14 protein-coding genes and 5 pseudogenes are annotated in these 23,301 nt (G+C 27.6%); 5 read left to right on the top strand and 14 right to left on the bottom strand.

Annotated elements, in window-relative coordinates:
* Positions 1-16: 16 nt before the first annotated feature.
* The 6 genes and pseudogenes from AACK97_RS00170 to rpsF all read right to left on the bottom strand — a co-directional run bounded on the left by AACK97_RS00170 (position 17) and on the right by rpsF (position 3,089).
* Positions 17-961 (bottom strand): IS30 family transposase, encoded by a 945-nt coding sequence (locus AACK97_RS00170; protein ID WP_338967087.1) that lies wholly within the window; start codon positions 959-961, stop codon positions 17-19.
* An 85-nt stretch (positions 962-1,046) separates the two neighbouring features.
* Positions 1,047-1,343: pseudogene (locus AACK97_RS00165) on the bottom strand (helix-turn-helix domain-containing protein); the annotation flags it as partial.
* Positions 1,344-1,428: 85 nt separating this feature from the next.
* Positions 1,429-1,725: pseudogene (locus AACK97_RS00160) on the bottom strand (helix-turn-helix domain-containing protein); the annotation flags it as partial.
* Positions 1,726-1,865: 140 nt separating this feature from the next.
* Positions 1,866-2,108, bottom strand: coding sequence for a 30S ribosomal protein S18 (rpsR, locus tag AACK97_RS00155; RefSeq protein ID WP_338967840.1), 243 nt, complete (start codon positions 2,106-2,108; stop codon positions 1,866-1,868).
* Between the two features lie 3 nt (positions 2,109-2,111).
* A complete protein-coding gene (locus tag AACK97_RS00150) occupies positions 2,112-2,645 on the bottom strand; it encodes a single-stranded DNA-binding protein (protein WP_338967839.1) in 534 nt (177 codons plus the stop codon).
* A 24-nt stretch (positions 2,646-2,669) separates the two neighbouring features.
* A complete protein-coding gene (gene rpsF, locus AACK97_RS00145; protein WP_338967838.1) occupies positions 2,670-3,089 on the bottom strand; it encodes a 30S ribosomal protein S6 in 420 nt (139 codons plus the stop codon).
* Positions 3,090-3,606: 517 nt separating this feature from the next.
* Here rpsF and AACK97_RS00140 point away from each other — a divergent pair.
* A protein-coding gene (locus AACK97_RS00140; RefSeq protein ID WP_338967837.1) for an IS3 family transposase occupies positions 3,607-4,718 on the top strand; the annotation gives its coding sequence in 2 pieces (ribosomal slippage) (positions 3,607-3,850 and positions 3,850-4,718; 1,113 coding nt in all).
* A gap of 8 nt (positions 4,719-4,726) precedes the next feature.
* Here AACK97_RS00140 and AACK97_RS00135 read toward each other — a convergent pair.
* Positions 4,727-5,800 carry an Mbov_0401 family ICE element transposase-like protein gene (locus AACK97_RS00135; protein ID WP_338968916.1) on the bottom strand — a complete coding sequence of 358 codons (1,074 nt, stop codon included), beginning with the start codon at positions 5,798-5,800 and terminating at the stop codon, positions 4,727-4,729.
* A gap of 66 nt (positions 5,801-5,866) precedes the next feature.
* Here AACK97_RS00135 and AACK97_RS00130 point away from each other — a divergent pair.
* Together AACK97_RS00130 and AACK97_RS07575 are read left to right on the top strand one after the other, a co-directional pair.
* Positions 5,867-6,993, top strand: a protein-coding gene (locus tag AACK97_RS00130; protein ID WP_338967836.1) for an IS3 family transposase whose coding sequence is annotated in 2 segments (ribosomal slippage) — positions 5,867-6,110 and positions 6,110-6,993 — 1,128 coding nt in all. Because the reading frame shifts where the segments join, the coding sequence is not laid out codon by codon here.
* Positions 6,994-7,723: 730 nt separating this feature from the next.
* Positions 7,724-8,056: pseudogene (locus AACK97_RS07575) on the top strand (helix-turn-helix domain-containing protein); the annotation flags it as partial.
* Positions 8,057-8,090: 34 nt separating this feature from the next.
* Here AACK97_RS07575 and AACK97_RS00120 read toward each other — a convergent pair.
* Positions 8,091-9,035, bottom strand: coding sequence for an IS30 family transposase (locus AACK97_RS00120; protein ID WP_338967834.1), 945 nt, complete (start codon positions 9,033-9,035; stop codon positions 8,091-8,093).
* A gap of 86 nt (positions 9,036-9,121) precedes the next feature.
* Here AACK97_RS00120 and AACK97_RS00115 point away from each other — a divergent pair.
* A pseudogene (locus AACK97_RS00115) lies at positions 9,122-9,733 on the top strand (IS30 family transposase); the annotation flags it as partial.
* A gap of 33 nt (positions 9,734-9,766) precedes the next feature.
* Positions 9,767-11,831, top strand: a pseudogene (locus AACK97_RS00105) (vitamin B12-dependent ribonucleotide reductase); the annotation flags it as partial.
* A gap of 71 nt (positions 11,832-11,902) precedes the next feature.
* On the opposite strand, the gene lysS reads toward AACK97_RS00105, so the two are convergent.
* From lysS to AACK97_RS00075, 6 genes are all read right to left on the bottom strand, one after another.
* Positions 11,903-13,390, bottom strand: coding sequence for a lysine--tRNA ligase (gene lysS, locus AACK97_RS00100; protein WP_338967830.1), 1,488 nt, complete (start codon positions 13,388-13,390; stop codon positions 11,903-11,905).
* Between the two features lie 19 nt (positions 13,391-13,409).
* Positions 13,410-14,756, bottom strand: coding sequence for a CoA-disulfide reductase (locus AACK97_RS00095; RefSeq protein ID WP_338967829.1), 1,347 nt, complete (start codon positions 14,754-14,756; stop codon positions 13,410-13,412).
* Between the two features lie 128 nt (positions 14,757-14,884).
* Positions 14,885-15,286 (bottom strand): hypothetical protein, encoded by a 402-nt coding sequence (locus AACK97_RS00090; protein WP_338967828.1) that lies wholly within the window; start codon positions 15,284-15,286, stop codon positions 14,885-14,887.
* 60 nt (positions 15,287-15,346) lie between these two features.
* The gene (locus AACK97_RS00085) at positions 15,347-19,177 is read right to left on the bottom strand and encodes an ABC transporter permease (protein WP_338967826.1); all 3,831 of its coding nucleotides are present in this window, start codon (positions 19,175-19,177) and stop codon (positions 15,347-15,349) included.
* A 68-nt stretch (positions 19,178-19,245) separates the two neighbouring features.
* Positions 19,246-22,299: an ABC transporter permease gene (locus AACK97_RS00080; RefSeq protein ID WP_338967824.1), complete on the bottom strand. Its 3,054-nt coding sequence runs from the start codon at positions 22,297-22,299 to the stop codon at positions 19,246-19,248.
* Between the two features lie 63 nt (positions 22,300-22,362).
* Positions 22,363-23,265 (bottom strand): ABC transporter ATP-binding protein, encoded by a 903-nt coding sequence (locus AACK97_RS00075; RefSeq protein ID WP_338967823.1) that lies wholly within the window; start codon positions 23,263-23,265, stop codon positions 22,363-22,365.
* Positions 23,266-23,301 lie beyond the last annotated feature (36 nt).

Raw genomic sequence — 23,301 nt, 5'->3', positions numbered from 1 at the left:
TAAATGGGACAGTTTTTTAAAATAATTGTATTAAATCTATTGGTCTTTTATAAGATAATGATTTTCTGGGTGTAGAATTAATTTGAAATGCTATAGAATTTAAGTCTTTTTGTTTATATGAAGATAAATCAGTAGATTTTGGTAAATATCTTCTTAAAATACCATTATTGTTCTCATTTAAACCTCTTTGACAAGGTTTGCCGGCATCTGCAAAATAAATTTTAACATTACAATTTTTTTCAATTAATTTTCATTTACTAAATTCTTTACCACGATCAAAAGTAATAGTTTTAATTGTTCCTGGTATTAATTTTGAAATAAATTTTATTATACTTTGTGTAATACTTTCTGCTTTATGATTTTTAGTTTTCAAAGGAATTGTGGTTTTTGATCATATATCAGCTAAAGTAATAATAGAACTTTTATGATCTTTACCAACGATAGTATCTCCCTCTAAATGGCCAAATTCTTGTATATTTTTAATATTTGGAATGATTAAATTTCTTTCATGAATAGATTTACAATTATTAATTCTGCCCTTAGTTTCTTTTTGTTTATGAGGTTTATTTTTGCCTTTTCTCAATAAATTTTTTTCATCAAAACCCATTCGATTTGTTTTAAACATGTTATATAAAGTTTTTGTTGAAATATTTTTTATTTTATTTTTCTTTAAAAAATCAGCAATTATATCAAGAGCATAATTTTTAGTAATTAACAAATGATTGATAGTATTAATTTCTGTTAAAGTTAAAATTATTAATTTTCTACCTGCATTTTGTTTATTTTTTTGAACTTGATTCAATATTTCTAATGGTAATAAGTTTTGATTTAATAATTTACAAACTCTGTGTACAGTTGATTTACTATAATCAATTGCTTTTGCTATTTTACGAATAGAAAATCCATAACTTTTATATTCTTTTATTGCTATTATTGATTCAATAGTCAGATACTTATACATTGTGCTAATTCCTTTCTTTTCTTAATTATAGAATTAACACAATTTGTTTTTTATATAAGTGTCCTTTTTAATTTTACATTTCAGGTTTCTTTAAAAAATCAGCAATTATATCAAGAGCATAATTTTTAGTAATTAACAAATGATTGATAGTATTAATTTCTGTTAAAGTTAAAATTATTAATTTTCTACCTGCATTTTGTTTATTTTTTTGAACTTGATTCAATATTTCTAATGGTAATAAGTTTTGATTTAATAATTTACAAACTCTGTGTACAGTTGATTTACTATAATCAATTGCTTTTGCTATTTTACGAATAGAAAATCCATAACTTTTATATTCTTTTATTGCTATTATTGATTCAATAGTCAGATACTTATACATTGTGCTAATTCCTTTCTTTTCTTAATTATAGAATTAACACAATTTGTTTTTTATATAAGTGTCCTTTTTAATTTTACATTTCAGGTTTCTTTAAAAAATCAGCAATTATATCAAGAGCATAATTTTTAGTAATTAACAAATGATTGATAGTATTAATTTCTGTTAAAGTTAAAATTATTAATTTTCTACCTGCATTTTGTTTATTTTTTTGAACTTGATTCAATATTTCTAATGGTAATAAGTTTTGATTTAATAATTTACAAACTCTGTGTACAGTTGATTTACTATAATCAATTGCTTTTGCTATTTTACGAATAGAAAATCCATAACTTTTATATTCTTTTATTGCTATTATTGATTCAATAGTCAGATACTTATACATTGTGCTAATTCCTTTCTTTTCTTAATTATAGAATTAACACAATTTGTTTTTTATATAAGTGTCCTTTTTAATAATTTTACATTTCAGGTTAATAAAAAGCATACTTAATACAAATATTAAGTATGCTAATCAACCCTTAATTATTTTACAAGATATGGTAATAAAGCCACGGTTCTTGCTCTTTTAATTGCCATTGCCACCATTCTTTGATGGAAAGAGCAATTACCACTAACTCTTCTTGTTAAAATCTGTCCATTAGCAGAAATATATTTTTTTAATTCTTCAACATCTCTATAGTTAATGTAATTAACTTTATTTTTTGTAAAAAAACATGGTTTTTTTCGCTTTTTAAACCGATTTACATTTATACGCTTATTTTCCATAATTTACTCTCCTCACGCAATAGCATCATCATTATCATTATTATCAAATGTTAAATTTGCACCTTCGTTATTTTCCCCTTGTTTCTTATTATCAACAACATCATTATTAACAAAATCAAAATTCATATTATTAAGATTAAATGTCTGTTCATCAATTTGGTTCTCAACGGGAGAACTATAATCATTAACAAATGACGGCGTCGCAGCATTGCGAGAATTCCCAATCCCAGCACCACTACCTCTTGAATCTAAAAACTTAACACTAATCGCTCTAACATCAGTAATCGTTGTTAGCACACCATTTTGTTCTTGTTTTCTTGATTGAATGCGACCTTCAACCGCTACTAATGAACCTTTACGAAGATTATTATACATTGAGTCTGCTACCTTTTCTCAAGCAACACAATTAATAAAATCTGCTTGATTATTAAAATTATTAATGGCTATTGTAAAATATAAAAATGATTTATTATTTTTTGCTGACCGTAAATTTAAATCATTAGTAATTCTACCAATTAAAATTACTTTATTTAACATAATATATTCATTCCTTTATGGTATTTACTTATTTTCAGGTTTTTTATAAGTTTCACGCGGTACATAAGGTCTTTGTCTTCTTTCACCGCTATAACGACTTGGTCGCTCATCATTTTCATTAGTATTTAACTTTAAGTCAGCAATCATTTTATCACTATAATTTTGTTCAGTATCAAGATTAATAATTAAATGACGATAGATATCTTGCTCAATTTTAGCAACACGCATAAACTCACTAATTGCTTCTTTATTAACCGTAACTTTTAATATTGTATAATAAGCTTTATTTTTATGATTAATTGGATAAGCTAAATCTCTTAACCCTCAATCAGTAACACTTTCAACTTTTCCCGTTTGTTTTAAAATATTATGCATCTTTTCTTGCAATGCTTTAATATCTTTACATTCTGGATTAATAATATACATAATTTCGTACTTATTCATCACTTCAACCTCCTCTGGACAATAAATATTATTGGTTCTTTTAACAGAACAAGAAATTAATATGGGAATTTATTAATTCAACAGTAATAATTATATAACAATCCTCAACATAATAATACTATTATTTATTTTTAGGTCGCGTTTAGTTTTCTTAGGTATTGCTTTGAAGAAGTAAAACAATCAGCTAATTATATTATTTAATTACTAAACTAACCCTGCCTTTCTTGTTATTATCATTTTTATTCATTACCATTTTATCATATTATTGAATTTTTACACAATAAAAAATTATTAATTTTATTAAATTTTAACTAATATTTTTACTTACTTAAATGTAATATATTTATTTGTGAATTTACAATATTACTATATACTTCTTTTCTGATTTCTATTTCTGAATTAATGTTTTCATTAATATAATGTAATACATTTAATTTGTTTAAATTTGGATAGGCTACAATAAGTTGGACCATAATTATATAGACTTCAAAATTATTAAGAAAGAAGGAATATAAAAATGGGAAATAAAACCTCATACTCTGAAGAATTTAAAAAACAAATTGTAATGCTATACAAAAATGACAAAAGTGTTATTAATTTAGGGAAAGAATATAATTTACCAAAACCAACTATTTATAGTTGAATTAAAAATTATAATAATTCTGGGTCATTTAAAGCAAAAGATAATCGCACTGTCGAAGAAAATGAATTAATTTACTTGCGAAAAGAAAACCAACAATTACGAATGGAAAATGACATTTTAAAGCAAGCAGCACTGATAATCGGGAAAAAATAACAATAATTAATAACAACAAAAATAAATATTCAGTGAGGAAAATATGTAAGATTTTAGGTTTACTAAAATCAACATATTATTATCAAACTAATAAATGCACCAAGTTTGATGTTAATAATTATGAACAAGAAGTTATCAGTGCATTTAATAAAAGTCGCAAGATTTATGGTGCTCGTAAAATTAAAGCTGTTTTAATAAGAAAAAATATCATTTTATCACGACGAAAAATCCGATTCATTATGATCAAAAATAATTTGGTTTCTAAATACACCAAGTTAAAATATTGTAATCATAAAAAAACAGTTAATAATGACGAAATTAATAATGTTTTAAATCGTCAATTTAATGACAAAAAACCAAATGAAGTTGTTGTTAGTGATTTAACATATGTTCAAGTTGGCACTAAATGACATTATATTTGTTTATTAATTGACTTGTTTAATCGCGAAGTAATTGGCTATAGTGCTGGACCAAATAAAACTGCTGAATTAGTTCAACAAGCTTTTCACAAGACAACACGACCATTAAATAAAATAACTTTATTTCATACTGATCGTGGTAATGAGTTTAAAAATAAAATTATTGATGAAATTTTAATAACCTTTAAAATTAAAAGATCATTAAGCTCCAAAGGATGCCCATATGATAATGCTGTTGCTGAAGCAACTTACAAAACCTTTAAAACCGAATTTATTAACGGTAAAAAATTTGCAAACTTAACACAACTAAAATGCGAACTATTTGATTTTGTTAATTGATATAACAATATTCGAATTCATGGCAGTTTAAATTATTTAACTCCCGTTGAATTTAGAAAATACCAGTCTACATAAAAAGTGTCCTAAAAAGGGTTGCCAATCCAATTTGCCATTCTTAAATGTAATAAATTATTTAAATTCTTGTGATTATATATTTTTGCTCCATACCCTAATTGTTGTTTTACTAAATGTGATACATCACTTTCAATGCTACAACCGATATTTCATTCTAAATTTTGATGATGAATACCTTGCTTATTATTACTGAAATAATTACTAGCCTTTCTTAAATTTGTTTTAATATCTTTATTTAATTCATTTTTAGCAAAATTACGAATGTTTTTGATTAATTCTTGATGATTGCCATCCTTATATAATTCAATTCAACTATTTAGTGTTACTTTACGATTTTCAAAAATAATATTAAATGCCGTTTGTTTTAATTTTTTAATAGCGTGATAACCATCCAAAATATATCTAACATTACCAAAACTATTAGCAATTTCTCTAATTCAAGTAGCACCGTCGCCACAAACAATTATTCTGTCATAATTAATATTCACATAATGTTTTTGTAATTCCTTAATTAATAAATCACGATAATTCATCGTATTTATTCGTTTACCAACTTTTAATATTAGAAAATGACCTCGTTTATTTTCTAACGCTTTACGAGCATTTTTGTAATTTTTTTCTTTATGTCCAGTATGAAAAGTAACTAAACGAATTCTTTGATCTTGTTTAACTTTATGATCTAATGTCGCTAAAAATGTCTCATCTAGTTGAATATATAGATCCTTATTTTTGACATCAATTCTAGTTTTAGTTTCTTTTTCTGCTAGTTGAAAATATTCAGCAATATCGTATTTATTTAAAATATTTGAAATACTACCTTTTGAAATATAACAATGATTTAGAGCATCTAAAACATCACGATATCGTTTACCATCGCCCAAAAGATTTAAAACTTTAAATTGGACATCAAAATAAATGCGTTGTTTGGGCAATAAACCAATTTCTTTATCTAATAAACATACATATTCAAATTTACTTGATTTTTGATTTCAATATTTATATCGGCGTCGTTTAAAAATAACTTCACCAAAAATTGTAATAATTGTTCTTGATGCAAAATGAACTACTTTATAACCTTGGATAGGCTACAATAAGTTGGACCATAATTATATAGACTTCAAAATTATTAAGAAAGAAGGAATATAAAAATGGGAAATAAAACCTCATACTCTGAAGAATTTAAAAAACAAATTGTAATGCTATACAAAAATGACAAAAGTGTTATTAATTTAGGGAAAGAATATAATTTACCAAAACCAACTATTTATAGTTGAATTAAAAATTATAATAATTCTGGGTCATTTAAAGCAAAAGATAATCGCACTGTCGAAGAAAATGAATTAATTTACTTGCGAAAAGAAAACCAACAATTACGAATGGAAAATGACATTTTAAAGCAAGCAGCACTGATAATCGGGAAAAAATAACAATAATTAATAACAACAAAAATAAATATTCAGTGAGGAAAATATGTAAGATTTTAGGTTTACTAAAATCAACATATTATTATCAAACTAATTATTATCAAACTAATAAATGCACCAAGTTTGATGTTAATAATTATGAACAAGAAGTTATCAGTGCATTTAATAAAAGTCGCAAGATTTATGGTGCTCGTAAAATTAAAGCTGTTTTAATAAGAAAAAATATCATTTTATCACGACGAAAAATCCGATTCATTATGATCAAAAATAATTTGGTTTCTAAATACACCAAGTTAAAATATTGTAATCATAAAAAAACAGTTAATAATGACGAAATTAATAATGTTTTAAATCGTCAATTTAATGACAAAAAACCAAATGAAGTTGTTGTTAGTGATTTAACATATGTTCAAGTTGGCACTAAATGACATTATATTTGTTTATTAATTGACTTGTTTAATCGCGAAGTAATTGGCTATAGTGCTGGACCAAATAAAACTGCTGAATTAGTTCAACAAGCTTTTCACAAGATAACACGACCATTAAATAAAATAACTTTATTTCATACTGATCGTGGTAATGAGTTTAAAAATAAAATTATTGATGAAATTTTAATAACCTTTAAAATTAAAAGATCATTAAGCTCCAAAGGATGCCCATATGATAATGCTGTTGCTGAAGCAACTTACAAAACCTTTAAAACCGAATTTATTAACGGTAAAAAATTTGCAAACTTAACACAACTAAAATGCGAACTATTTGATTTTGTTAATTGATATAACAATATTCGAATTCATGGCAGTTTAAATTATTTAACTCCCGTTGAATTTAGAAAATACCAGTCTACATAAAAAGTGTCCTAAAAAGGGTTGCCAATCCACCTTGTTTTAACCGATAATGATATTTATATAAGTATTCATCTAATTTTTCATATTCATTAGCTAATTTTTCAGGATTTATTGGTGTACATATTTTTATGGATTGTAAATAGACTTAATCAATGCTTGTTTTCTAAGGTTTTTACATTATTATTAATTTCTAACATAAAGAATCGCCTTTCTTGGTAGTGATTTTAACAAAGTTAAACTTAGTTAGTTTATTTTTCTGTTTTAATAATAATTTTTTCTAGAATTAGTATTCAATATTCTGAAAAAATGATAGAAATTGTTTTTTGATAGTTTATAATTAATTTCTATTAATTAAATTTTATAAATTTAAGAAAGGGTCGAGTGATTACTATAAAAATTTATTAATTAGCAAAAATTTATGAGAAGAATTTGATTAATATGAAAAAATTACTTAGTTTATTAAGTACAATAACAGTAGCAAGTAGTGGAATAGCGGGAATCGTTGCTAATAGTCCTTATGAAAAACAAGAACAACAAACTAGATTAGAAAACATAAATTAATAAAAGACAAAAACGAAGCAATAATGAAAATATAAGTAAAACAAAAATTGTTATTCAAACAAATGATGTTGTAATTTCTGGCGGAATCCTGAAATGTAAAATTAAAAAGGACACTTATATAAAAAACAAATTGTGTTAATTCTATAATTAAGAAAAGAAAGGAATTAGCACAATATATAAGTATCTGACTATTGAATCAATAATAGCAATAAAAGAATATAAAAGTTATGGATTTTCTATTCGTAAAATAGCAAAAGCAATTGATTATAGTAAATCAACTGTACACAGAGTTTGTAAATTATTAAATCAAAACTTATTACCATTAGAAATATTGAATCAAGTTCAAAAAAATAAACAAAATGCAGGTAGAAAATTAATAATTTTAACTTTAACAGAAATTAACACTATCAATCATTTGTTAATTACTAAAAATTATGCTCTTGATATAATTGCTGATTTTTTAAAGAAAAATAAAATAAAAAATATTTCAACAAAAACTTTATATAAACCTGAATTGTAAATATAAATGGGACAGTTTTTTAAAATAATTGTATTAAATCTATTGGTCTTTTATAAGATAATGATTTTCTGGGTGTAGAATTAATTTGAAATGCTATAGAATTTAAGTCTTTTTGTTTATATGAAGATAAATCAGTAGATTTTGGTAAATATCTTCTTAAAATACCATTATTGTTCTCATTTAAACCTCTTTGACAAGGTTTGCCGGCATCTGCAAAATAAATTTTAACATTACAATTTTTTTCAATTAATTTTCATTTACTAAATTCTTTACCACGATCAAAAGTAATAGTTTTAATTGTTCCTGGTATTAATTTTGAAATAAATTTTATTATACTTTGTGTAATACTTTCTGCTTTATGATTTTTAGTTTTCAAAGGAATTGTGGTTTTTGATCATATATCAGCTAAAGTAATAATAGAACTTTTATGATCTTTACCAACGATAGTATCTCCCTCTAAATGGCCAAATTCTTGTATATTTTTAATATTTGGAATGATTAAATTTCTTTCATGAATAGATTTACAATTATTAATTCTGCCCCTAGTTTCTTTTTGTTTATGAGGTTTATTTTTGTCTTTTCTCAATAAATTTTTTTCATCAAAACCCATTCGATTTGTTTTAAACATGTTATATAAAGTTTTTGTTGAAATATTTTTTATTTTATTTTTCTTTAAAAAATCAGCAATTATATCAAGAGCATAATTTTTAGTAATTAACAAATGATTGATAGTATTAATTTCTGTTAAAGTTAAAATTATTAATTTTCTACCTGCATTTTGTTTATTTTTTTGAACTTGATTCAATATTTCTAATGGTAATAAGTTTTGATTTAATAATTTACAAACTCTGTGTACAGTTGATTTACTATAATCAATTGCTTTTGCTATTTTACGAATAGAAAATCCATAACTTTTATATTCTTTTATTGCTATTATTGATTCAATAGTCAGATACTTATACATTGTGCTAATTCCTTTCTTTTCTTAATTATAGAATTAACACAATTTGTTTTTTATATAAGTGTCCTTTTTAATTTTACATTTCAGGTAACATGTTTAAAACAAATCGAATGGGTTTTGATGAAAAAAATTTATTGAGAAAAGGCAAAAATAAACCTCATAAACAAAAAGAAACTAGGGGCAGAATTAATAATTGTAAATCTATTCATGAAAGAAATTTAATCATTCCAAATATTAAAAATATACAAGAATTTGGCCATTTAGAGGGAGATACTATCGTTGGTAAAGATCATAAAAGTTCTATTATTACTTTAGCTGATATATGATCAAAAACCACAATTCCTTTGAAAACTAAAAATCATAAAGCAGAAAGTATTACACAAAGTATAATAAAATTTATTTCAAAATTAATACCAGGAACAATTAAAACTATTACTTTTGATCGTGGTAAAGAATTTAGTAAATGAAAATTAATTGAAAAAAATTGTAATGTTAAAATTTATTTTGCAGATGCCGGAAAACCTTGTCAAAGAGGTTTAAATGAGAACAATAATGGTATTTTAAGAAGATATTTACCAAAATCTACTGATTTATCTTCATATAAACAAAAAGACTTAAATTCTATAGCATTTCAAATTAATTCTACACCCAAAAAATCATTATCTTATAAAAGACCAATAGATTTAATACAATTATTTTAAAAAACTGTCCCATTTATATTTACAATTCAGGAACAATTAAAAAATCTTAACTTTGTTCCCGCGGGAAGAATTCTTTACGGTGCAGGAAGCAACTCTGATGTTACTTTTTTTAATTGCTTTGTAATGCCAATGATTAAAGACTCAAGAAATGGTATTTCTGAACATCGTAAAGAAGTAATGGAAATTATGTCTCACGGTGGTGGGGTTGGTAGCAACGGTTCAACTTTAAGACCCAAAGGAACCGTTGCTAAAAGTGTTGGTGGCAAATCATCAGGTTCTGTATCATGATTAAACGACTTATCTTCGCTAACCCACTTAGTTGAGCAAGGTGGCAGTCGGCGCGGAGCCCAAATGATTATGTTAGCCGACTGACATCCTGATATTATTGAATTTATCGTTTGTAAAATGCAAAACCCCAAAATTTTAAAATGATTAAAAGAAAATTCGCAAGACCAAGCAATTCGCGAAGAAGCAACTAAAAAACTCCGATTTGAACCAATATTACCAGCTGAAAAACAATTAATTAGAAGCTATTATTGAAAACGAAAACACCGTAGCTCTTACTATTGTTGAAACTGCCCGCAAAAAACTCTTAGATGGCGGTGAATGAAAAGTAAATCGTCCTGAATTTTTAACCGGCGCCAACATTTCTGTTACCATTAGCCACGCCTTTATGCAAGCAGTAGAAAATGATACCCAATGAACTTTACAATTCCCCGACTTAGATAACTATTCACAAGCAGAAAAAGAACAATATGATACTCTTTGGCACACAATTGGTGATATTAAACAATGAGAACAAATGGGATTCAAACTTAAAAACTATTATCAAATGAAAGCTCGCGACTTATGAGACTTAATTAGTTTTTGTGCCACCTATTCAGCCGAACCTGGATTATTTTTCATTGACCAAGCCAACGATATGACTAACGCTAAAGCCTATGGTATGAAAGTTGTTGCTACTAACCCTTGTGGTGAACAACCACTTGCTCCTTATTCAGTATGCAATCTCGGGGCAATTAACTTAGCTAACTTTGTTAACCGCAATACAAAAGAAATTCTTTGAGATAAGTTAAAAGAAACCGTTAATATTGCTATTCGTTTACAAGATAATGTTATTGACAGTACCCCTTACTTTTTAGAATTAAACAAAATCCAAGCTTTGGGTGAACGCCGGATTGGTTTAGGCGTTATGGGATTACACGACTTATTAATATGAACCAATGTCGTTTATGGTTCCATTGAAGGAAATAGCATTGTTAACAAAATATTTCAATTAATAGCCGAAACTGCTTATTTAACATCAGTAAATATTGCCAAAGAAAAAGGTTCATTTCCCTTCTTAAAAGACCACAACGCCTTTATTAATACGGGTTATATGAAAAAAATGAACCCCGAAATTCGTAATGCTATTAAAAAATATGGGATTCGTAATTCCCACTTACTAACTATCGCTCCTACGGGAACAACTGGAACAATGGTTGGTGTTTCTACTGGCTTAGAACCATACTTTGCTTTTAACTTTTATCGGAGTGGTCGCCTTGGTAAAAATATTAAAGTTAATGCTAAAATTGTTAATGAATGACTAAAATATCATCCCGAATATGTTAATAAACCGCTACCTAATATTTTCATTAGCGCGATGGAACTAACTCCCGTTGCTCATGCTGATGTACAATGTATTATTCAACGCTGAGTTAACTCATCAATTTCCAAAACCGTTAATGCTCCTGTTGGCTACACAGTTAAAAATGTGGAAAAACTATATATGCACTTATACAAAAACGGTGCCAAAGGTGGTACTGTCTATGTTGATGGATCAAGAAACGCCCAAGTGCTATCGCTAACCGATGACAGCGAGCCAATCCAAGAACAACTCGGTCTGTCACCATTAGAAACACCCATTGTCACTAGTCCTAATCCCACAACCCCTAGCAACGCCTTTCCTACAAACCAATACCGTGGTATTAAACAAGACCGCACCCGTGGAACTAATATCGGCGACCTCTGTGCTTTCTGCAATGAAGGCAACATCGTTGAAGCGGGAGGATGCAATACCTGCGATAATTGCAGTGCTCAACTGCAATGTGGATTATAACATCTTAGAATTAACAAAAAAGAGTAAGGAATTAAATTCCTTACTCTTTTTTAACGCTTCTTAGCATCCTCTTATTCTTTAATTCGCATATGAGGAAATAATAACACATCTTTAATTGATGATTGTTCCGTTAATAACATTACTAAGCGGTCAATACCAATCCCTAAACCACCAGCTGGTGGCATCCCATATTCTAAGGCTTCAACAAAGTCTAAATCCATTTCATTAGCTTCCTCATCACCTAAATCTCTTAATGCTAACTGCTGTTCAAAACGATTATATTGGTCAATGGGATCATTTAATTCAGAATAACCATTAGCATACTCTCTACCGCCAATAAATAGTTCAAAACGATCAGTAAACCGTTCATCAGAACAACTCTTTTTCGCTAATGGCGACACTTCCAGTGGATATCCATAAATAAATGACGGTTGAATTAAGGTTTTTTCAACTAATTGTTCAAAAAATGCATTAATGATATGACCAATCGTATGCTGATGCTTTTCTAAAATTATGTTATGCTCTTTAGCTAACTTTCGTGCTTGCACTAATGTCATTTCGCGATTAAATTCTACTCCACTAACATTTTTAAGTGCTTCCACCATACTCATTTTATTTCATTGCCGAAAATTAATTTTTTGATGATCGTAAGTTATTTCACTACTAGGCAAAATTGCCTTAACTAAATAACTAATTAAATCTTCGGTTAACTGCATCATAAAATTCATATCCTGATAAGCAACATAAATTTCAATCGCAGTAAACTCAGGGTTATGTTTCGCTGACATACCTTCATTACGAAACAATCGTCCCATTTCAAATACTTTCTCAAAACCACCGACAAGAAGTTTTTTTAAATACAATTCAGGAGCAACTCGCAAGTAAAATGGCATATTCAAAGTATTATGATGCGTTTTAAAAGGTTTCGCTGTTGCCCCACCTAATATTGGTTGTAAAACTGGCGTTTCCACCTCTAAATAGTCTCTTGTTTGTAAATATTGCCGAATTAAATTTAATATTTGCGTTCTTTTAATAAATACTGCTTTAACTTCTTCATTAACAATCAAATCAACATATCGCCGACGATATCGTTCTTCGGTATCCTTTAAACCATCATGTTTATTAGGCAACGGTTTTAATGCCTTACTAAGCAATTGAAACGCTACCAGTCTTAAAGTCAATTCCCCAACTTGTGTTTTCATTGCCCCACCAGTAACACTAATAATATCGCCTAAATCTAATTGTTCAAAAGCAAGAAATTCTTCCTTAGAAACTTCATCAAGACGAAGATAAACTTGAATTTGACCATCTTGGTCTTGAACATTAGCAAAAATTGCTTTGCCAGCCGTTCTTAAAGCCCTAATTCTTCCCGCAATCGTAATCACATCCGGTTTTCCTTGCAATTGCTCTTTACTATATACATCATATTGTTCTTTAAATTCAGCAGTAGTATGCGTGCGTTCTACCTTAGAAATAACAAACGGATTATGGTTTGCTTTTACTAATTGCTCTAACTTATCGCGTCGCACAACTTCCTGTTCTGAAAATTTTCTTGACATAAATTAACTTCTCCTTTAATTATTTCTTAATTTTACTAGCACCAATATGAATTATATCACTAGTGCGTCCAAAAGGTGGTGCATAGACCAAATCTAACTTGGCAATTTCTGGTAATGTCATTTGCTTACAAATCGCAACCGCTAAAGCATTAATTCTTAAAACTGCTTTATTATAACCAACAATTTGTGCTCCTAATAATTTTAAGGAATCAACTTCATAAAGCAATTTTAATTTTAAAGGCATTTGCTTTGACATATAATTTGGTAAATCATAATCATCAATGATAATTGTTTGATAGTTAAAATTCATTGCTTTTGCTTCTCATTCACTTAATCCAGTCCGAGCAACTTGCAAATCAACAATTTGTAAAATCGCACTTCCCAAAGTTCCTTCTAAGCGATCATCAACATTAGCAATAACATTAGCAATAACATTAGCAATAACGCGAGCTAATTTAACTGCTGTTGTTGCTAAAGGAAGATATGATTGTTTTTTAGTTACTAAATTAGTAATTGTTGCACAATCACCAACACTATAAACATTAGCAATATTAGTCTTTCCTTGATGATCAATAACAATTGCCCCATTATCTAGCATTTCTAAACCCGTATCCTTAAATAATTGCGTATGCGGACGAAATCCCAGTGCTAAAACTACTAAATCAGCAGCAATAATTTCATTATTTGCTAATACAATTGCTTGAACATCATTTTCGCCTTGAAAACCTAATAATTCTTTGGAACAATGCACTTGCACAGTTTTTGCCAATAAATATTCTTGTATTATAGTGGTAATCTCAACATCAAAAGCTTTAGCACCAACTCGTTCTAACGCTTCAACAAGAACAACTTCTTTCTGCAAATGACTAAATGCCTCAACCAGTTCCAAACCAATAAAACCACCACCAATAATAGCAATTTTTTGTTTATCTTTAACTTGTTTTCTAATATTGTAAGCATCTTCTTTACTAACGGCTGTAAAAATATTTCCTAAATGGTCATTTTCAAATTTAGGAACAATTGGCATCGCCCCCGTAGCAATAACTAAATTATCATATTGTTTAGTAATTATCTCAGAAGTTACTTGATTACCAATCATAACTACTTTTTTATCAAAATCAACCGCAGTTAATTGCGAGTTTAAAAAAATTTGAATATTTTGTTTTTCAAATCAATCGGGCGTTCTTGCTAATAAATCATTAACATTATCAAATTCTTCAGCAATATAATATGGAATCCCACAAGCGCCTAATGAAACATAACTACTTGCTTGATAAACAATAATTTCCATCGTTGCATCATTTCTTCGTAGTTTACTAGCACAAGTCATTGCCGATGCCCCACCACCAATAATAATTGTTCGCATAACTTTAATCCTCCTTCTATTTAGTAATTGTTCTTACTAATAATAACACTATGCACATCAAAAAAACCACTTGTGTTTTAATAACAAAAAATACCTTATCATTAAGCGATGATAAGGTACAAATTAAACTAAATTAAGGTTCAATATGTTGGGGCAATATGATGGTAAAATCGTTTTGCTAATTCCTCAGCATATATTGGAACCTGCGATTCTTTTTTCCATTTTGAAAATTGCCTTCAAAGAAAATTACTATAACCTTGATATTGATATTTTTCAATAACCTTAATCATCGTATTTCTTAAAGCAGAATATGATTTAATAAAATTATTTACATAATGAAAATTATATATTGGAATATATTCATATCCTGTATGCTCAGCATAAAACTTTGTATTAACATAATGTTTTTTCATATCCCGATATACTTTCATTTGTCTAACATTTTCACGATTACTCTGTTGATAATTAATTAAATTAGGTGTTATTAACGATGTTCCTAACAAAGAAAAAACGATTAAATTTTTTCTCACTTAAACCAACTCCTTTTTATTTTATTATACAATTATCTGCAATTAATTTAAATATCTAAATTAATCATTTATTTTTAAAGCTTCAATTGGATTGACGCGTTTTAAAATAAATCAACCAACAACAAATGTAATCGCATAAATTGCTAAAATAATCACTAAAACCGCAAAGATTAGTCCCCAATTAAAGTAAAACGGCATAACTCATGTTGAATTCAATGCTAAATAATTAACTAACTGATTCATAATTACCCACGCCACAGGAAAACCAATAACAAAAGCAATAAACACAATGGGTAAATACATTCCTAATGTTAATCAATTAATTTTATAATCACTATAACCAATAACTTTCATTGTTGCAATTAACCGACTATTTTCAGTAATAATTATATTAGAAGTAATTAAAATTGTCACAAATGATATTAATAAAGAAATCGCCATAAAAGCCCATAATATTGAATCAGCAATACCTTTAATTTCATCAAATACCGATTGATGTGTTGCAATCGGCATTGCAAAAGCAATTGCTCCTTGTCCTAATCCAATATACTTTTGAACTAAATCACCAGAAACCTCATCCTTAGTTACCATACCATTTAATGTTAACTGCGTAAAATCACCATACATTTGCGCCACACTAATACTATCAGTAATATCAGTAATATTTTTATTTAATGAAAATTTAGCATTAAACAAAGGAAACATTGCCTGCACAGACTCATCATAAGTCATATTAGGAAATCTTTGCTTAAATTCTGGCGTTGTATCATTAGCAAAGTGAGTAACTTCTTGAAATATATCTTTAATTTTCTCATAATGTTCTGAAAGCTCTCAACTTTTACCTTTTTCAATATAACCTAACATCACATCAGCATCATATTTAGGTAAAAACATTTTAGGATCACCATAACCCTCTTGGATACCAATAACGCGCATTTTTTGATTTTGATTATCTTCAGTTTTAATATAAACATCACCACTAGTAATTTTCTCATACATTGGTGAAGGAACATCACCCATTGAAAAATACAATCCTTGAACTCCTGCAATATCATTATTTGTCACTTGTTGAAAACCAGTACTTAATCCTTTTAGATGCCATTTTTTCAGGTCAACATTCTTACTATCAGCCGTAGCAATTTTAGAATATAATGATTGCTTATTAGGATTAATATCTAAAATGTCACCTTGATTAATTTGCAAATGTTTAGCAATAGTTTGATTAATAACTACAGGAATAATTTCCGCATTAAGCGAATGATTTTCATACATTGCTTCTAAAAGATTATTATTATCTTTATCTAACAAAAGATTCATTTTACTACTTCGTTCAATACCATAAGCTTTAAGCTTTAACATTTTTTTATTTTCATAAGTAATATTACCACGAGAAATTGTTTCAATATTAGGTTTAAAATAAGTTGCTAACTCATCTTCATCAGGATTATAGGGCGTCAATCCAAATTGAATATTAAAGGTTTTAGTAAGTTCTAAATCATTAGCAATTGCTTTCAGTTTTATTATCACCTTATTTAAATACCGATTTCATTGTTCATCATCTTTACTTGGATTAGCACTTTGACCATTATTAAGTCGCTTTTTAATTTCTTCATAAATTTTTAACACCACATCATAGCGGTTTTTATAATCAGCATCATTAGTAGCAGCAACAGTCATTTCATCAATAAAGCCATTATTTTCTTGTAAAGTTAACGGATTACCATTAGTAAACTCTGCAGTAGGATTCATTAAATCTCTCGACTGTAAAATATCAATTGCTAAACTAACTTCAATTTTTCTTAAAGTTAATTCTAATGATGATAACTTACTACGAACAAAATAAGGCGACTTTTTTGTCGTACCAATAATGATACAATCAGTAATTGCATACTTTGCCTGCTCGGCTTCTGTTTTATCATTCCAACCATCAACCGCCAGCATGCAAGTAATATCTTTAAACGGTGTTAATGTAGCTGTTGGCTCTAACTTCGTTAAAATTGAATTAAGGTAAAAATTTAAATCAAAAAGACGATAATTTAAAGTTGCGAGCTTTATTAATTCTAACAACATCGGACGATAGCGTTTGACATTCGGCTTGATTTCCTCTTCAACCATTAATTTTAGAGAATAAAGATCACCATTAATCCCTTGTTGATTATTTGTAATTTCTGGATTATAAACACCATATGATGAAAGCATTGAATTTCAAATCGGAGTTTCATATTCAGTAATTGATTCATAATTAATTCCCTTATAAGTTGCGGTTCGCATATCTTGTAAAGCTTTTGGACCCGTAATGGAAAATGTTAATAACAATGTTGCTGAAACCATTGTAATCATTACTGTTAACATCTTCGTAATTGATTTTGAAAAAACTGCTCAACGAAACCGCGTTGTAAATTGTTTGCCACGATTTAAATAATTAAATCATCTTGTTAAAATCGTTGCCCCCATATTTTCTTCAGGATGCAATAATTTCAAAGGACTACCTTTAATATATCAAATTGAGGCCACAATTGTTATTAAACCTAATAAAAGAAAAGTTCCACCAATTGAAAATAATAATGATAGCCAATTAAAACTAAATTTCCCTAATGGAAGCGTAAAATATCAATTAAATACACTTATAATAGGAATTTGTAAAAAAATACCAACTAAATATCCAATAATTCCCCCAACAATAGCAGAAATTAATGGATATACTAAAAACCCTTGGGCAATACTAAACGAAGAATAACCTAAACTTTTTAAAACACCAATTTGCGTACGAGAATTTTGAACGCGTTTTTTTGTTACTAATGCAATCACAAATCCCGCAATGATAAGCACCATTAATAGCAAAGCAATCGCCATAATTTGATAAGCAACCAAAATTGTTTTTAGCGTATTAACACGACCACTAAAATCATATTCAGGATAATTGGCATCATTAACCGCAAATACAAAATCATTATTACCATCATTACTAAGAAAATAATCTTGTAATTGTTTTTGAATTAAGGAAATATTTTGTTCACTACCAGCAGTTCACTGAGCAACAAAATATCCTTCACGATCAACTTCAGAAGTTAACGAAACCTTTTCAACACTTTTATTATATTGTCATTTAATACCTTTTTCAATTAATTGCGTATTATTAGGACTAAAAAGTCCTAATTGGTGCGGATGAACAAATGCCATCCCCTCACGCGCTTGATTAGGAATTGGCGTTGTTAAATCAAGTTGGGGAAACATATAATCAACAGAAGTTCCTAGCCCGACAATTTCTAAAGCATTATTATCAGGATTATTAACATCACACTGTTCTGACTGTAAACAAATAATATCACCAACACGATATTTATTTTCATTAGCAAATTCAAGTGATAACACCACTTCCTGCTCAGCTTCAATATTGCGACCTTCTGTAATAACTAATTTATCAATCGTATCTTGAATTTCAAGAGCAATAACTTTAAACAAACTTACATTATTATCAATAACACGAGAAACCATTCGTCCTTCACGATATGCAAACACAAAATTATTATTTGTTTCATTAGCAACTCTGACTTTTTCCATTGCTCATTGAACATAAGCAGTTTTCTCAACTAATGCCTTTTGAACATTAACATCAGTTTCATCAGCTTCTTTTCCTGGAATCCGATTTTTATTTCTTAAATCAACAACAAAATGATGTAAATTAGATGCCGTAATAAAATTCTCATAAGAATTATTAATTCTTTGTGTTGTTGTATACATTAAAGTAAAAATAACTGCCGTTAAAACTATTAAAAGAACTAATCCTATCATTTGAATCTTATTTCTTAAAACTGATTTAAAAGCGTTTTTAAGAATGTAATAGTTTTTGAGTTTTCCAAGATTAAAACCTTGTCATTTCCTTTTTTTCACTATTAAACTCCTTTTAAAATATGTTACCCTGCTTTTTTCGCATTATTTAAATTATACATTAAAAAATTCTATTCTTGAAATTCCTTAATTTTTTGCACAATACTTTGTTGATGAAGTTTAAAAACACCAACAAAATATGATACCAAATATACTACTAACTCAATAGCAATCCCTACTATAATATGTCATCACTGTCAATTAACCGGTAAACTAAATTCAGTTAATTTCGCAACAAAGATAAATAATTCTTTTAAAATAATAATACTTATTGCCACGCCAACTAAAAATGCAATAATAATCGTTGGAATATAGGCACTCATAATAATATTTGACACTTCATGAATTTTATAACCTAAAGTTTGAAAAACAATAATCATCTTCTTATTCTCAGTAATAACAATATTAGTAATCATTACTAATATAACCACAGAAATTGTTGTTGCAAAAAATATTATAATTGCAATCATAATTGCAATGATATTATTATATTTCAAAGCAATTTGCTTAACAGCACTCATATCCAATAATGAATTTAACAATGGTTTTAAACCTTGTAAATTATTATTACCATCAGTTCTTAAAGTTATTCAATCTTGAACTTCTAAACTATCTTGTTGTGAATATTTAGCATTATAAGAATTATTATCTAAACCAAAAACAAAACGCATCGCATCAAGGGGTGCATATACATAAGAATTTTGATAAAAATCAGCAATCCCAACAATTTTAAAATTTACTTTTTGGATAGTATCATTATATTTAAACTCAATTACAAAATAATCAGCAACTGTTAAATCGTGCAAAGTTGCCATTACTGAATTAATTACTAATGGTATTGGTTCATTAATATCTTTAGCTTCATTTCAATTGACTAATTCTTGTTCTAATAATGGATATAAATTATTTTCATTCTCATCTTCTAATTTTAAAAACGCTTTGTGATGTTCAAAATCAACACTATGAACCATCAAACTTCCTAATGCCTTATTATTATTACTAATCGCTTCACCAAGAAGCAACAAATATGGTAACTCATTAGCTTCTTGATAAGGAACAAAATCAAAACCGATATTTGTTGTAATTACTTTTCTAACATTACCCTCAGCATCAGTTTTAGTTGTTTTTGAAAGATCCGCTAATTCCCGTAAAATAAATCAGTTTTCAATAACCATTTGTGTTTGTTGAACGCTAACAGTTTCTTTAAAAGAAAATAAGTTATTAATTGCCATTGTTAATTTATTATATATTGCTTCGTGTTCACTAACAGGACTGTTTTCAATTTTACTAATAAACCCATTTAATTGACTATATATTAAATCTAATAACGGAGCAGGAAGATAATAATCCTTAAAAATTGTTTCTAATTGTAATTTATTATCACCATATAACATTAATAAGTCAAACAAACCAAGTTTTGTTTTTTTAATGTTAATTTCTTCTACTTTAACAAAAGGATACTTAAAAGATTTTTTATCATTTTGCAGTAAAAAACTACTATCATAAAAATAATTATAATGATAATTTATCGGCAAAAAAGACTTATTAATTGAATCATTAACAACCGTTGAAGTTACAAAAACAAACATTAACAGAATTGTTGTCGAAATCATTGCAATAATAACAACAACAACCCGACTAAATGATTTAATAACTAATGAAAATGAAACTTTAACTTTAAAAGGCGCAAATGAACCTAATCTTAAAAAAAACAACTTAATACCATTTATTTGTGGTGAAATATTAGGAGTTAATAATACTAACGGTGGTTTTTTTAAAAATACATTCGCAAAAATATAAGTAATCATTAGTAAAAAAAGTAACGGTCCTAACGCAACAATTAAGAAAATTACTCAATCAAAAGTAATATAAGATAATGGTAACTGAATATGATTAACATACACTACTGATAACAAATATTGCACAAATAAACTAGCTCCATAACCTAAAAACGAGCCCACAATACTTGAAAAACTAATTACGCCTAAAAAACTAAAACTAATTTTTCAATCACGATATCCTATTGCTTTTAACAATCCAATATGGATTTTTTCATCATTAATATCTTTTTTAACAAGAAAAATAATAATTACAAAAACAATTAATAAAATTAAAAATAAAAATGTTGTTGAAATCACACCATTAGTTCGTGACTGAATAAATAATGGTTTTACAGTATCATTTGTTTCTAAACTAGCAATTGCTTTATAATTAATTTTTGTCCCTATTAATTCATTAAATTGCTTTTCTAACTGCAAATATTCATTCTTCCTAATATTATTCCACTCATAACCCGAATTAAACTGTCCATAATAATGCTCTTGAATTAAAGACTTATTAATAGCTAATTGTCGAAACTTAAATGGCTGCATATAAACAAATGTTTGCGTAGCAAACTCAGGGATTGTTATCGTACTTTTCATAATTCCAATCGGAACGACATAATCAGGCGTCATCCCATAACCAACAATTCGTAATCCTGTAACTGCTAAATTATTAACATCACCAACACCTGGCAAATAAAATTGCGGATTATTAATATTTTTTCCATCATAAATTTTCAAATTATTTGCCACAGCAAACTGCTTAAAAATAATAACTTCATTACTAGCAATTGGTTTTCGCCCCTCAGTAATAATTACTTTATTCATATCTTTGCGATTACGATTATTTTCAATTAAATGCTGATAATAATCTGCTAACACTAAAGTATAATTTAAATCTTTACTACGATAATTAGTAGTTTTATCATATAAGCTCCGCACTCCTAAGTGATAGGAAAATTTTTCCTGAAAATGTTCAGTAATTAAAAATGAAATCATTGCTACATCATTGCTAGCAAAATTCTTATTAACATTCTTTTTTTTATATTTGATAAATTCGTCAGAAAATTTATTAATTGTTGCTTCGCGATTTTTCAAAGTCATTTGATTAAGCGGATAAAAAGAAAAATGGTGTGAATTACCTTTATCTAACAAAACACTAAAACTTCTTAACAACTCACGATTAGATTGATTAATACCAGAAAAAACAGTTACTGATAAAAATATCAATACAATTAGTCCAAAAAACTGCACTCATTTTTTATTAATTGATCGTAATCCGTTAATAAAGAGAAGCAACATTGTTTTTTTCACTCCTTGAATAATAATATCCTTATCAGTAACTGTTTTATTAATACAATTTTATTAAGCTCATTTTATATCTTTAGATTTTTTAGGGTCTTTATTAACTTTTAATTCATCAATAATACCATTTCTCACATGAATAACAATATCTGCTAATTGAGCAATATTAGGATTATGAGTAACAGTAACAATCGTTGTTTTTTCTTTTTTATTAATATCTAACAAAATTTCTAAAACTTTTCGTCCCATTTCTTCATCCAAAGCCCCTGTTGGTTCATCACAAAACAAAATTGAAGGATTTTTAGCAATTGCTCTTGCAATTGAAACTCTTTGTTGTTGACCCCCAGATAATTGCGAAGGTTTTTTATCCATTTCTGCTGACATACCAATTGATGCAAAAATTTCTTCCAATGTCATTACCCGCTTTTTATTTTTAGCTAAGTTTTCCCCAACTTCAGCATTTTCTTTAGCACTTAAAGTATCTAATAAATTATAATTTTGAAAAACAAATCCAACATAATTACAACGAAAATCAGTTAAATGACGATTTTTTAACAATGTTAAGTTATGACCATCAACAAAAACATCACCAGTTGAAGCTTTATCTAAACCAGAAATAATATTTAATAATGTTGTTTTCCCACTACCACTAGGTCCTAAGATAACAACAAATTCACCACGACTAATTTTTAAATCAATCCCTTTTAAAACTTTATATTCAATTTCTCCCATTACATAAGACTTTTCCACATTATGCAATTCAATAATAAATTTCTTTAAATCCGGTTTATAACCTAAGGTGGAAATAATTTCACCTTTTAAAATTCTTTTGGAACAAGCTTTAGTCATCTTCTTTTGTAACTTTAAATTTTCTTTAATCGTCGTTAAAAGTGCTTTATTATTTTCTAATGAAATAATACTCTTATCATTTTCCGTTTTTTTTGAAGATCGCTTTTTTGCCATTACACTTACTCCCAACTTTTTCTAATTATACCACTG

This window comes from Spiroplasma endosymbiont of Lonchoptera lutea (assembly GCF_964019715.1).
Classification (GTDB): Bacteria; Bacillota_I; Bacilli_A; order Mycoplasmatales; family Nriv7; genus Nriv7.
The sequence above is the reverse complement of the archived record's forward strand: the minus strand, read 5'-3'. Positions and strand labels throughout refer to the sequence as shown.